The organism is Mesorhizobium sp. ESP-6-4 (assembly GCF_020164735.1).
Classification (GTDB): Bacteria; Pseudomonadota; Alphaproteobacteria; order Rhizobiales; family Rhizobiaceae; genus Mesorhizobium.
Genome location: NZ_JAIUGS010000001.1, coordinates 24,435 through 37,407 on the forward strand (window position 1 = coordinate 24,435; position 12,973 = coordinate 37,407).

A 12,973-nucleotide genomic window follows, 5' to 3' on the forward strand; every position below is an offset into this window, starting at 1 on the left:
TGGCCTTGCCATGAGCCGCATCACCCGCAAGCAGTTCCTGGCGCTCGGCGTCGCCTCGCTCGGCCTCGCCGGTACCGGGCTGGCCGCGCGGGCGCTTTCGGGCGGCGAGCAGAGCGGCGCGGTGCCCGGGAAACTGGTCGGCGCCTCCTCCTCCGTTGGCCACAAGCTGCGAGGCGGCACCTTCGCCGCTCCGGGCGAAATCCACCGGACCGGTATCGTCATTGTGGGCGGCGGCATAGCGGGGCTGGCCGCTGGCTACCGCCTTGCCAAGGCCGGTTATGACGACTTTCTGCTGCTCGATCTCGAAGCCGCCCCCGGCGGCAATGCCGCCAGCGGCCGCAACGAGGTCTCGGCCTTTCCGTGGGGTGCCCACTATGTGCCGTTGCTCACGCAGGAAGCCAAGGCGGTGCGGGCGCTGTTCGAGGATTTCGGCATCATCACCGGTCAAGGTCCCAATGGCGCGCCGGTCTACGACGAATACGCCCTTTGCGCGGCACCTTCCGAGCGCCTCTACCGCTACGGGCGCTGGCAGGACGGCCTAGTGCCGGCGATAGGCATAACGGCACAGGAAGATTCGGAGATCGGGCGCTTCTTTGCCACAATGCGCGACTTTCGCCGGCGCGTCGGCAGCGACGGGCGCCGCGCCTTCGCCATCCCGATCGACCTCAGTTCGCAGGATGCCGACTTGATGGCGCTCGACGCCATCTCCATGACCAACTGGATGCAGCGCGAAAACTATCGTTCGCCAGATCTCGCCTGGTATGTCGACTATTGCTGCCGCGACGACTACGGCACGCGCTCGAAGGATGTCTCGGCCTGGGCCGGGATTCATTATTTTGCTTCCCGCAACGGCAGGGCGGCCGATGCCGAGGATCAAGGCCTGGTCACCTGGCCGGAGGGCAACGGCTACCTTGCGCAGCGCCTCGCCAAGGTCCTCGGCCCGCGCGTGCAGCCGAGGGCGCTGGCCTTTGCCGTCGAAACAGATGGAACGGGCGTGGCCGTCGACGTGTGGGATGCGGCTGCGGACAAGACCTTCCGAGTCGAGGCGAAAGCGGTGGTGCTCGCGACGCCGCATTTCGTCACGGCACGGCTGATGAAGGATGCGGCGTTTGCCGCCGGCTTCTCCTATGCGCCCTGGGCGGTGGCCAATATCACACTCGACAGCCTGCCGGGCGGCACAGGAGCCGGCCTGAGCTGGGACAATGTCGTCTTCGACAGCCCTTTGCTTGGCTATGTCGTGGCCACCCACCAGATCACTCAGCTGCGCCCGACGAAGACGGTTTTGACCTATTACTGGCCGCTCAGCCACCTGCCGCCGGAGCAGGCGCGCCAGGAGGCGATTGCGCGGCCGCTGCATGCTTGGCAGGACATTTTCCTCAAGGAGCTTCTTGCGGTCCATCCCGAACTCGAAGGCCATGTCCGGCGGGTCGACGTCTGGGTGTGGGGACACGCGATGATCCGGCCGGTACCGGGCTTCATCTGGGGCGCTGAGCGGCGCGCCAGCCTCGCCCAGAGGCCGCCCATCTTCACCGCGCATTCGGATATGAGCGGCATCTCCATCTTCGAGGAAGCCTATACGCATGGGGCTCGCGCGGCCGAGAATGTCATGGCCTATTTGGGCCATCCCTTCGAGACGGTGCTATGATGGCGCATTCCTTCCTCAAGGCCCAGCCCTGGATATTCTCCGCCCGCTTCGACCTGGGCTTTATCCTGGCGCCGGCGCTGCTGGTAACGCTGGCGGCCGTAGTCTGGTCGCTGTTTGTTGGCGCGGCCGGCGAGACGTCGCCCTGGATCTGGCTGGTGCTTGTGGTCGGTGTTGACGTCGCGCACGTTTATTCGACGCTGTTCCGCACCTATCTCGACCGCTCCGAGCTGAGCGCGCGGCCCTTGCTTTACGGCTTGACGCCGCTGCTGGCCTGGCTGGGCGGCTGCCTGCTCTACTGGTGCGGCAGCATGGTCTTCTGGCGTGTGCTCGCCTATGCCGCCGTCTTCCACTTCGTGCGTCAGCAATATGGGTTCATGATGATCTATGCGCGCAAGGAACGCGGCCTGCCACCGCTTTTCCGCCGCATCGACAAGGCCGCGATTTACGGCGCCACGCTCTATCCGCTGATCTACTGGCACTGCCACTATCGGCAATTCTCCTGGTTCATCGAAGGTGATTTCGTCAGGCTGGATTTGCCTCTGCTCGCCACCGTTACCGGCCTCGCTTATGGCGCCATCCTGGCTGCATACGCCGTCAAGGAAGCCGCGCTGCTCCGACGGGGCATCGGCTTCAATCTGCCGCGCAATCTGCTGCTGGCCGGCACTGTGGCGTCCTGGTTCATTGGCATCGTTCTGTTTGACAACGATCTCCTCTTCACGGGCACCAACATTATCGCCCACGGCATCCCCTACATAGCGTTGATCTGGGGCTATGGCCGCAATCAGGCACGGCTGCAGGGGAGGCGCAGTTCCTTCGTGTCGCCGTGGATCGCGTATCTGTTCACCTGGCGAGCCGTACCGCTCTATATGGCCGCACTCTTTGGCCTCGCCTACCTGGAGGAGGGATTGTGGGATGGCTTCGTCTGGCGTGAGCATGGCAATCTCTTCGGCTTATTCGGCACTCTGCCTTCGCTAGGTTCCTCTGATGCGCTGATCTGGTTGGCGCCGCTGCTCGCCATGCCCCAGGCCACCCATTACATCCTCGACGCCGTAATCTGGCGCCTGCAGACCAGGGACACCAATTGGAAGCAGGTGCTGTTCGCGCAGGGGCAAGGGCGGTTGTGATGGATGCTCATTCGACCGGTCAACATCAGAGCGCGCAGGATCACCCCTTCGCCCCCGGCCTGCATCTGCTCGTCGATTTCTGGGAATGCCGCGGCCTGCGCGATGCCGAGGAGATCGGGCACGCGTTGCGTGAGGCGGCTGCCGCTTGCGGCGCCACCGTGCTGGACGTCATGTTGCACAATTTCGGTGAGAGCGGCGGCGTCACCGGGGTCGCCTTGCTCGCTGAATCCCATATCAGCATCCACACTTGGCCCGAGACCGGATATGCGGCTATCGATATTTTCACGTGCGGCCACTGCGACCCTCGCAAAGCCTTGCCCGTGCTGGATAAGTGGTTCTCACCCGCCAGAAGGAGGATCACGGAGCAAAAGCGAGGGTAGGTCGCGAATGGGTTAAGACGAGGGCACAAGCACCCTATTCCACACGCTGTTCCCGAGGCGGGGCAGGGAAGCCAGTCCCCGCAACCAACCTACTTGCGATGCTATATGCTCCGCTTCGTGCTGCGGCCGACGTCTTAATCCAAAGTGCCAAAAATGAGTTCGACAGACCACACAGAATCATACGAAGGACATGAACTGGCGAACCGCCCGCAAACTATTGATTTTCCGTGGTAAAGGCCGTCCCTCAGCGACTAGAGCGTTTCATCGCTTGATTGAATCGGAAGGGATTCCCGTCAAAACATGAAAGACTCTAACAAGATCGTTATTCGCCAATGGGTTGCGAAGCAGTTCGCCAAAGTCGATTCAAGAAGCTGATCCAGCCACTCGACGATCTTATTATCTTCTCTGAATGGCAGCTTTGCGCTGATATCGGCCGCCGCGTAGGCTCTGGCGTTTCCCAAAAACGGTCATTGCTAGTGGCCTGGGGACGCCAATCGCAATCGATTCGCTTCGTCAGGCTGCGCGGGCGAAGCGGTCGATCCTGAAATCGTCGAGCGGCGTTTCGCAGCGGCCGGTCATCATAAGCTCGGCCATGGCGTCGCCCACGCCCGGGCCGAGCTGGAAGCCATGCCCGCAGAAACCGAAGGCATGGAACAAGCCCGGCGTCGCCATTGAGCGTCCCATGACCGGCAGCATGTCGCGCACATAGCCCTCGCAGCCCGACCATGTGCGAATGACCGCGACCCGCGCGATCGCCGGCAACAGCCGCGCGACTGCGTGCAATTGCACCGGAAGGCGCATGGGATCGGCGGTTGCGTAACCGGGATCGAGGTCCACCGCCACCCGCTCGGCCGCGCCGCCGAAGACGATGTTGCCGCGTTCGACCTGACGCAGATAGGCGCCATGATCCTTGTCGCGCGTCCAGATGCCGACCACCGGCAGGATTCGGTGCGGCAACGGCTCGGTCACGCCCATCTGCGGGCCACGCGCGTCCAGCGGCACCTGTTCGCCGAACTGCGCGGCGACGCGCGCGCCCCAGGCGCCGGCGGCGTTGAGCAGGCACTCCGCGGCGAACGCACCTTTCGAAGTGTTGACAAGGAAGCCGGAGCCAGTGCGCTTCGTCGTCTCGACTTCGGCGTCCTGGACGATTTCCGCGCCGAGCTTACGGGCGGCTTCGGCAAAGGCCGGCGCGATCAGCCGCGGATTGCCGCTGCCGTCATGCGGCGAGAACGACGCCGCGATCGCCTCAGGACCGAGGCCGCGAAACCGGGAGCGGATTTCGCGCGGGGTCAGTTCCTCCAGCTCGAGCCCCCAGGGTCGTGCCGCCTGAGCGTAGGCCCGCATGTCGGCAAGACTTCCCTCATCGAAGATCAGTCGGATGTGACCGGTGGCCCGGAATTCCACGTCGCGGCCAAGCATTTTTTCGGCCTCGCCCCAGAGCGTGAGCGAACGATGGGCAAGCGGCAGCTGGGACAAATGGCGGCCGGTGCGCCGGATGTTGCCGAACGAAGCGATGGTCGCCCCGCTGCCGATCCGGTTGCGCTCGATCAGCGTCACGCGCGCGCCTCGCCGGGCGAGGAAATAGGCCGAAGCCGTCCCTATCAGGCCGCCGCCCAGCACGATCACATCCATGGCGGCTCCTTGCAAATAGCATTCGATCCTCACGCGATCTTGTCCGCGCCGCTTCATTGCGTCAAAGATAGGTTTGGACGAAAGCCATAAGCTCGACCTATGGAGTTGGAATTGCGGGCCCGGCAGCTCGAAGTGTTCATTGCCGTCATGCGCGCGGGCACCGTGACTGCCGCGGCGCGGATGCTGAACATCTCGCAGCCTGCGCTCAGCCAAATCCTGCTCCATACAGAGGATGAGCTCGGCTTCACGCTGTTCGAGCGCGTGAAGGGCCGGCTGCGGCCGACGCCGGAAGCGCTCGAGCTCTTCGCCGATGCCGAGCGTTTGTCGGCGGGGCTCGACGGCCTGCGCCGCAAGACCACCGACCTGCGGCTTGGCCGGACCGGGCTGGTGCGAGTGGCGGCCTCGCCGCCGCCGGCCATGGCGATCTTGCCGCGCGCCTTCACCGCATTCCGGGCGCAGCATCCCGACATATTGCTGCGTTCCCACAGCGCGCCGATCGCCGCGATCGTCGACATGCTGCGCGCCGGCGATGCCAGCCTCGGCGTGGCCTTGGACGACCGTCTGCCTCCCGATATCGAGGCTGAGGTCCTCGGCAGCGTCGGCTTCGCCTGCCTGCTGCCCGCCGGGCATGTCTTGGCCGGGAAAACCGAGTTGACGCTGGCCGATCTCGTCGGCGAGGAGCTGATATCCTATCGCGGCAACACCCGTCCCGCTGACGAACTGGCCCACGCTGCCCGCGCGCAAGGTGTGGCGCTCTCGCCGTCGCTGGAGATCGATGTCTCCATCTCCGCGGTCAGTTTCGTCCAGGCCGGTCTGGGCATTGGCCTGGTCGACGCGCTGCTGCCCTGGCACCAGTTTGCCGGGCTTGCCGTCAGGCCACTCGCGGCCGGACCGGAATTTCCTATCGCGCTGCTCACCTCGCGTACGCGGGCGCTTTCGCGGGCCGACGAGATGATGCGCGACCAGATCCGTCTGGCCTGTTCAGTTGCACTGGGTGGCGTCGAGACGATTGCATAAGCAAGGCTTATATGCTTGCCCATCATCCATCTTGGACCCGGACCGTCCGGTCGTGCCAGCTTCCTGCGGGCAGATAGGAAGGGACGCATCATGGATCGTGCCATCGCGACAGGTGAGACGCAAAGCGGGGCCGACTGGAAGGTCGGCGTCGATATCGGCGGGACCTTCATCGACTTCTGCGCGCTCGAAGCCAATTCCGGACGAGTCGCCTCGCTGAAGGTGCTGACGACGCCGGAGGATCCAGGCGCCGAGCTGATGACGGGTCTTGGCCTTCTCTCTGAACGCGAAGGCTTCGATCCGACCCGCATGACGCGCTTCGTGCATGGCACCACCGTCGGGATCAACACCATCATCCAGCGCAAGGGCGCGCCGCTGGCGCTGTTCACCAATGCGGGCTTCGAGGATGTGATCGAACTGGCGCGGCTTCGCATGCCGGACATGTATTCGCTGTTCTGCGCGCGCCCGGAGCCGCTGGTCTCGCGCGACATGGTGTTCGGTATCCCGGTCCGCATGCGCGCCGATGGAGCTGAATCGCAGGCGCCGGACATGGCGGCGGTGGAGCGGGCAGTGGGCGCGGCGAAGGCGAATGGCGCGCAGGGGATCATCGTCTCCTTCCTCCACGCCTGGCGCAACGCCGCGCAGGAGGCTTCGGTGAAGGCGGCGATCGCGCGGCTCGCGCCCGAGCTCTTCGTCTTCACCTCGGCCGAGGTGTGGCCGGTGATCCGCGAATATGAGCGCAGCTCGACCGCCATTCTGAACGGCTATGTCCATCCGCGCGTCTCCGGCTACCTGACGGCGCTGGAAGAGCGGCTACACCGCCGCGGCGTGCCGGCCCGGCCGATGCTGACGAAATCGAATGGCGGGTTGATGAACGCCGCCGAGGGCAAGCGCGCCTGCGTCAACATGCTCCTGTCGGGAACCGCCTCCGGGGTCATTGGCGCCTCGTGGCTGGCGCGTCAGGCCGGCGAGGACAGGGTCCTTACCCTCGACATCGGCGGGACCTCGGCAGACTTTGCGCTCATCATCGACGGCGAGGCGCAGTTCGGCACCGGCGAGCTGATCGGCGAGTTTCCGCTCCACATCCCATCGGTGTCGGTGAGCTCGATCGGCGTCGGCGGCGGCTCGATCGCCAGCGTCGACGCGCAAGGCGTGCTGCGGGTCGGGCCGGAATCGGCCGGTTCGACGCCGGGGCCGGCCTGCTACGGCCGCGGCGGCGACCGGGCGACGGTGACGGACGCCATGGTGGTGTGCGGATGGCTCGGCCACAGCGAGATGGCCTACGGCCAGCTCAGGATCGACAACGGATTGGCGCATCGCGCCATCGGTGAACTCGCCGCCAGGCTAGGACGCTCGGTCGAGCAGACCGCGCAGGCGATCCTCGACGTCGCGGTGTCGGAAATGTTCGTCGAGGTCGAGAAGCTCGCCTCGCGCGCCGGTGTGGACCTGCGCGATTTCACGCTGATGCCTTTCGGCGGCGGCGGCCCGATGCTCGGCGCCTTCCTCGCCCGAGAGCTTGGGATGAAACGAGTGATGGCGCCGCGCCGGCCGGGCGTGGTTTCGGCGCTCGGTGGGCTGGTGGCGGACCTGCGCGGCGACTTCATCCGCACCATCTTCGCGCCGCTGTCGACCGCGTCGCTCCCCGTCATCCGCGAGGCCTTCGAAGCGCTCGCGCAAGAGGGCCGCGACTGGCTCGCCGCGCAGGGGCACGACGCGGTGGCTCAGTTCAACCTCACCTGCGACATGCGCTATATCGGGCAGAGTTACGAGATCGAGGTCGTGCTGTCGCCGCAATGGCTGGCGGATGATGCGGCGGCCATCGCGCAGGCCTTCCACCTCACTCATCAGCAGCTTTACTACTTCCACGATCCCGACGGCGCGATCGAGCTTGTGAACGTCCGGCTGTCGGCAATCGGCGCAGGGCCTGCGCTCTCCTTCCCGGAGGCCGATGAGATCGAAGCCTTGGCCAGCCCGACGCGCCGGCTGCCGGTCTATACGGGCCTTGGCGTCGAGACCGTCGACCTCCACGACCGGCAGACGCTGGTGCCTGGCAGTACGTTTAACGGACCTGCCGTGGTCGTCCAGGAAGACACGACCTTCGCCATCCCCGCCGGAGCGCGGGCGCGCGTCGACCGCCATCTCAACCTTCTGCTGACCTTCGCGGAGTGACGCCATGTTCGACCGCACTAATCTTCAGGTTCTGGCTAACCATGCCCGCGCGGCGGCCGAGAACATGGCCCATACGCTGCATCGGACGGCGCATTCGGCCTTCGTCAAGGAGACGCAGGATTTTACCGTGATGCTGATGGACCGCTCGGGCGCGACCTTCGCCGTCCCGATGGAACTCGGCGCCACTTGGTATCCGGGCCTTTCCTATCACCGCGCGATCGCGATGGTGGACGACTACCGGCCCGGAGATGTTGCCTTCACCAACGATCCCTATTCCGGTCACGTCGCCACGCATGCGCCCGACACGCATCTGTGGAAGCCGGTGTTCGTCGACGGCGAGATCGTCGCCTGGACCGGAGGGCATATCCACAACACTGACATGGGAGGTGCGGTGCCGGCTTCGCTCAGCCGCGCGCTTACCGAGATCCATCAGGAAGGCATCCGCTTTCCGCCGATGAAGCTGGTGCGGGAAGGCGTTTTCGACGGCGCGATCCTCAGGATCATGAGCACCAATGTGCGCAAGCCCGACCTCAACATCGGCGACATCAAGGCGCTGGTCGGCGCGCTCAACACCGGCGAGCGCAAAATCCAGGCGATGGTGCGAAAGTTCGGGAAGGCCGGCTTCATCGGAGGCGTCGCCGCGCTCCTCGACCATGCGGAGGCGCAGGCGCGCGATGTGTTGCGCTCCATGCCCGACGGCACATGGGAATTCGCCGACTACGCCGACGAGGATTCAGTCGAGGCCAATCCCTGCCGGCTTAAGCTGACGCTGACCATCAGGGGCGACGAGGCGGTGCTCGACTTCAACGGTTCCGATCCGCAGCTCGGCTCTTCGCTCAACGTGCCTTCGGGCGGCGACCCGCGCCACACCATGCTGCTCGTGGGCGTCTACTACGTGCTCTACACGCTCAACCCGAAGATCCTGCTCAACACGGGCCTTACCCGGCCCTTCACCTGCATCACGCCTGAAGGTTCGGTGCTGAACCCGGTCCACCCAGCCGCCGTTGGCATGCGCTCGCTCACCTGCGCCCGATTGCGCTCGGTGATCTTCGGCGCCTTTTCGCAGGCCGTACCGGAGCGGCTGCCCGCGGCACCGGCGGGCAACAACTGCATCGTCAACGTCATGACCACGGACGAGCGCACCAGCCGGACCGTCATCGCGGCGGTAAACCCAGTGGTGGGCGGCGGCGGCGCGATGCCGCATCGCGATGGCACCAACGGATCGGGCGCCGATGCCGCCTATCTCAAGAACACGCCGATCGAGATCACCGAGACCGAGACCCCGGTCGAGTTCGTCAAATACGGCCTCGCCAGGGACAGCGGCGGCGCCGGGCGTTGGCGGGGCGGGCTGGCGACCGAAATGGCTTTTCGCGTTTTCGCTCCAGACTCCAGGATCACGGCGCGCAACCGCGACCGCAGCTTCTTCCGTCCGTGGGGCGTGCTGGGCGGCAAGGCGGCAGGCCTGTCGGACATGGTCGTCAATCCGGGGACAGAGCACGAGCGGCGGCTGGGTAACATCGATACGGCGGTGCTGCAGCCCGGCGATGTGCTCGAGATCCGCTCCGCCGGTGGCGGCGGGCGCGGCGATCCGTATGAACGCGAGCCGTGGCGGGTTGCACAGGACGTGCGGCGCGGGTATGTCTCACCGGCGGCAGCCGAGTGTGACTATGGCGTCGTCTTCCGCGGCGGCGAGGTCGACGAGCAGGCGACCGCGCAACTGCGAGCGCGGCATAAGCCGGCCGCCAGCTATTTCCATTTCGGGCCGGAGCGCGAAGGCTACGAAGCGCAGTGGACTCCGGCCGCCTACGACCAATTTCATGCCATATTGGACGCCCTGCCGATCCACTGGCGGTTCTTCGCCAAGACGGAGATTTTTCGGCGCATGAAAGACCGCTCTGGGGCGCATGGCGTCCAGGCCGCCTTCGATGCGGTCTGCGAACGCTTCCCTGAATTGCCACGCCCGAGGCCGGTGCGAGAGGCCGCGGAATGAATACCGGCCGCATCGTTCGGCTGGCCGAGCGCGACCGCCCAGAGGTGCGTTTTGTTATCGACGGTGAGACATGCAGTGCGCTTGCCGGCGACACCGTGCTGACCGCCATGCTGGCGTCCGGACTCGCGTTACGAAACTCCGAGTTCGGGCCCGAGCCGCGCGCCGGCTTCTGCCTGATGGGCGCCTGCCAGGATTGCTGGGTGTGGCAGGAAGAGGGACCGCGCCTGCGCACATGTTCCACGCCGGTTATTGAGGGCATGCGGTTGCGCACGACCCCGCCGGAGAGCTGGCCGTGAGCGAGGCCTCATCGTCGAGGATCGTCATCGTCGGCGCCGGTCCGGCCGGCATAAGGGCCGCGGCGACGCTGGTCGAGGCAGGGCTTCACCCGGTGGTGATCGATGAAGGGCATCGCGCGGGCGGGCAGATCTATCGGCGCCCACCGGATGGGTTCGTCCGCACGCTGAAACAGCTCTACGGGTCGGAGGCGGCGAAGGCGCGCGCGCTGCATGCTCTCTTCGACCGGCTGGCCGAGGAAGGGCGGCTTACCCATTGTGCTGACAGCTCGGTCATCGCCGTGCATGAGGGTCGGCTGCACGTGCTGGGGGAGGGCGACGTAAAGGTGATCGGCTATGACCGACTGATCCTCACCACCGGCGCGTCCGACCGTGTCGCTCCGGTTCCTGGCTGGCAGATCGCCGGCGTCTACAGCCTCGGCGCGGCGCAAATCGCGCTCAAGGCGCAGGGCGTGGCGCTCGGACGGCGGATCGTGCTGATCGGATCGGGGCCTTTGCTGACGCTGGTCGGCGCGCAGATTCTCAAGGCTGGAGCGGATGTGGCGGCGGTGCTGGACACCTCCCCTTGGCGCCAGCAGATGTCGGGGCTCTGGGGACTTGCGGCCCGTCCGGTCGTTGCGCTGCGCGGCCTGGTCCTGCGGGCGAGGCTCGGCGGCCGCTATCGTGCGGGCGTGACGCTGGAGCGCATCGAGGCCGACGCGTCGGGCGTCACGGCGATGCGCTGGCGCGACGCCGGCGGCCGGGAGCGCCTCACCCCATGCGACATGATCGGCATGGGCTGGCACCTGCGGGCAGAGACGCATCTGGCAGACCTGGTTGGATGCGTCTTCGACTATGATGAGAAGTGGCGGCAATGGCTGCCGAAGACCGACGCGATGGGTCGGGCCGGCAATGGAGTCTACCTTGCGGGCGACGGCGCTCGTCTCCTCGGCGCGGATGGAGCGGAGATCGCGGGGCGTCTCTCGGCCGTGGCATGTCTCATGGATCTCGGGCATGTAGCGCCTCCCATCCAAGCCGATTTGCGCAAACTGGCGCGGCTCGAGCGCTTTGCCCGCGGTCTGGCTCGTGCCTTTCCCTGGCCGGCCGAGATGGTCCGAACACTGCCCGACGAAACAGTCATCTGCCGCTGCGAGAACGTGACGGCCGGAGCAGTGCGCGAGGGCGCGGATTTCGGCGGCGGCGAGGCCAACAGGGTGAAGTCGCTGTCGCGCGCTGGCATGGGACGTTGCCAGGGCCGCTATTGCCAGTTGGCTGCCGTCGAACTCGTGGCGGCGAAGGCCGGATGCGCGTCAAGGGATGTCGGCCGGTTTCGCGGGCAGGCGCCAGTCCGGCCGGCGCCTGTCGGCGCCTTCCTTCGAGAGGACTGATGCTAGAAGTCGGCGACCTTGCCCCAGGACGGAGCGTCGAAGCGCCGCGGATCGTAGGATGCCGGATCGACGATCGGTTCCGCCCCGGTCACCAGATCGGCGACCAGGTGCCCGGCGCCAGGTCCGATGCCGAAGCCGTGTCCGGAAAATCCCGCGGCCAGGAAAAGGCCCGGAACGGAATGGATCTCGCCGATGGCCGGCACGCCGTCCGGCGTGCTGTCGATGTAGCCTGCCCAGGCAGCACTTATCCTGGTCTTTCCGAGGTCGGGCAGAAGATCGAGCGCCCGGGCGTGGGTGAGGCGGATCGTCGCCTGATCCGGGACCGGGTCGAGGATCCGCACCCGCTCCATCGGCGTCGGCCGGTCGAGCCGCCAGCGTTTCAGCGTTTCATGGCCCGAAAGCGCGCCTTGCAGGCCGCCGGGCGCGAGGCTTCGCCAGCGCTTCAGGAACATGGGCACGAATTGCGAAGAGAAGCGCAGTTGCTGCGGCGTCACGTCGACGCGTCCGCGCCCGCTGATCGCGAGCGTGTAGCCGCCGTCGCCGCGGCGCGTCACCGAGATCTTCGCCGTGTGCAGCGCATCCGGCAGGCCTTCGGCGCCGGGCGAGACGGACAGGATGGAGGAGCGGACCGACGCCTGCGGAAAGCGGAAGCCGAACTGATGGCAAAAGGACGACGCCCAGGCGCCGCCAGCCATCACCGCCATCTTCGTGCGGATTGTTCCACTTTCCGTGACCACGCCGCTCAGGCGCCCACCTTCGGTCTCGATGCCGCGCGCGGCGCAATTCTGATGCACGCTGCCGCCAAGCTTGAGGATGGCGCGGGCGACCGCGGGCGCGGCTTGCGACGGATCGGCGGTGCCGTCGTTCGGGGAGAAGACGCCGCCCTTCCAGCTCCGGCCGGTGGCGCCGCCACGCTCGCTGGCTTCGCTGCTGTCAAGCATATGCGTGATGACGCCGGCCGTTCTGGCGAAGTCGCGCCAGTGCGCCCAGCCGGCCAGTTCCGCCTCGTCATTGCTGAGATAGAGCAGGCCGCAGCGGCGAAAGCCGGTGTTCTCGCCGGCTTCCGCGGCGAAGCGCTCCCACAGATCAAGGCTGCGGGTTGCCATCGGCAGCTCGCGGGCGTCGCGATTCTGCTGGCGACACCATCCCCAGTTCCTGCTGGACTGCTCGGCGCCCATGCGTCCCTTTTCGACGACCGCGACCTTCATGCCGCGCCTCGCCAGGTAGTAGGCCGCGAAGACGCCGACGATGCCGCCGCCGATCACCACCGCATCCGCGGACTGCGGCAGTTCGCCGGACGTCTCGATTTGCTGCAGCGGCGCGCGCATCGTCTCTCCACCTTGACGCGCCAGTCTAGCG

Annotated in this window: 10 protein-coding genes; 8 read left to right on the forward strand and 2 right to left on the reverse strand. The window is 66.3% G+C overall.

Annotated elements, in window-relative coordinates:
* Positions 1-10: 10 nt before the first annotated feature.
* The 3 genes from LB523_RS00135 to speD are packed head-to-tail and all read left to right on the forward strand — an operon-like array spanning position 11 to position 3,149.
* Positions 11-1,645: an FAD-dependent oxidoreductase gene (locus LB523_RS00135; protein WP_224600479.1), complete on the forward strand. Its 1,635-nt coding sequence runs from the start codon at positions 11-13 to the stop codon at positions 1,643-1,645.
* Positions 1,642-2,769 carry a hypothetical protein gene (locus tag LB523_RS00140; protein WP_224600480.1) on the forward strand — a complete coding sequence of 376 codons (1,128 nt, stop codon included), beginning with the start codon at positions 1,642-1,644 and terminating at the stop codon, positions 2,767-2,769. The genes LB523_RS00135 and LB523_RS00140 overlap by 4 nt, the downstream gene beginning before the upstream one ends.
* Positions 2,769-3,149, forward strand: coding sequence for an adenosylmethionine decarboxylase (speD, locus tag LB523_RS00145; RefSeq protein ID WP_224600481.1), 381 nt, complete (start codon positions 2,769-2,771; stop codon positions 3,147-3,149). The genes LB523_RS00140 and speD overlap by 1 nt, the downstream gene beginning before the upstream one ends.
* 513 nt (positions 3,150-3,662) lie before the next feature.
* Here the strand turns inward: speD and LB523_RS00150 are convergent.
* Positions 3,663-4,781: an NAD(P)/FAD-dependent oxidoreductase gene (locus tag LB523_RS00150; protein ID WP_224600482.1), complete on the reverse strand. Its 1,119-nt coding sequence runs from the start codon at positions 4,779-4,781 to the stop codon at positions 3,663-3,665.
* Positions 4,782-4,892: 111 nt separating this feature from the next.
* On the opposite strand from LB523_RS00150, the gene LB523_RS00155 reads away from it, so the two are divergent.
* The 5 genes from LB523_RS00155 (at position 4,893) to LB523_RS00175 (ending at position 11,614) form a co-directional block, all read left to right on the forward strand.
* On the forward strand, positions 4,893-5,798 hold the full coding sequence (locus LB523_RS00155) for a LysR family transcriptional regulator (protein ID WP_224600483.1): 906 nt from the start codon (positions 4,893-4,895) through the stop codon (positions 5,796-5,798).
* Positions 5,799-5,888: 90 nt separating this feature from the next.
* Positions 5,889-7,964 (forward strand): hydantoinase/oxoprolinase family protein, encoded by a 2,076-nt coding sequence (locus tag LB523_RS00160; RefSeq protein WP_224600484.1) that lies wholly within the window; start codon positions 5,889-5,891, stop codon positions 7,962-7,964.
* Between the two features lie 4 nt (positions 7,965-7,968).
* Entirely contained in the window at positions 7,969-9,954 is a 1,986-nt protein-coding gene (locus tag LB523_RS00165; protein WP_224600485.1) for a hydantoinase B/oxoprolinase family protein, read from the forward strand.
* Positions 9,951-10,250, forward strand: a complete 300-nt coding sequence (locus tag LB523_RS00170) for a (2Fe-2S)-binding protein (RefSeq protein ID WP_224600486.1) — start codon at positions 9,951-9,953, stop codon at positions 10,248-10,250. The genes LB523_RS00165 and LB523_RS00170 overlap by 4 nt, the downstream gene beginning before the upstream one ends.
* Complete coding sequence (locus LB523_RS00175) at positions 10,247-11,614, forward strand: NAD(P)/FAD-dependent oxidoreductase (RefSeq protein WP_224600487.1); 1,368 nt, start codon at positions 10,247-10,249, stop codon at positions 11,612-11,614. Before LB523_RS00170 ends, LB523_RS00175 begins: the two co-directional genes overlap by 4 nt.
* A gap of 2 nt (positions 11,615-11,616) precedes the next feature.
* Here the strand turns inward: LB523_RS00175 and LB523_RS00180 are convergent, their stop codons facing one another.
* Entirely contained in the window at positions 11,617-12,942 is a 1,326-nt protein-coding gene (locus LB523_RS00180; protein ID WP_224600488.1) for an NAD(P)/FAD-dependent oxidoreductase, read from the reverse strand.
* Between the last annotated feature and the right edge of the window lie 31 nt (positions 12,943-12,973).

Excerpts from the sequence above, each read along its gene's own strand:
- LB523_RS00135 (WP_224600479.1), top strand. The coding sequence starts at position 11 with ATGAGCCGCATCACCCGCAAGCAGTTCCTGGCGCTCGGCGTCGCCTCG.
- LB523_RS00140 (WP_224600480.1), top strand. The coding sequence starts at position 1,642 with ATGATGGCGCATTCCTTCCTCAAGGCCCAGCCCTGGATATTCTCCGCC.
- speD (WP_224600481.1), top strand. The coding sequence starts at position 2,769 with ATGGATGCTCATTCGACCGGTCAACATCAGAGCGCGCAGGATCACCCC.
- LB523_RS00150 (WP_224600482.1), bottom strand. The coding sequence starts at position 4,781 with ATGGATGTGATCGTGCTGGGCGGCGGCCTGATAGGGACGGCTTCGGCC.
- LB523_RS00160 (WP_224600484.1), top strand. The coding sequence starts at position 5,889 with ATGGATCGTGCCATCGCGACAGGTGAGACGCAAAGCGGGGCCGACTGG.
- LB523_RS00165 (WP_224600485.1), top strand. The coding sequence starts at position 7,969 with ATGTTCGACCGCACTAATCTTCAGGTTCTGGCTAACCATGCCCGCGCG.
- LB523_RS00170 (WP_224600486.1), top strand. The coding sequence starts at position 9,951 with ATGAATACCGGCCGCATCGTTCGGCTGGCCGAGCGCGACCGCCCAGAG.
- LB523_RS00180 (WP_224600488.1), bottom strand. The coding sequence starts at position 12,942 with ATGCGCGCGCCGCTGCAGCAAATCGAGACGTCCGGCGAACTGCCGCAG.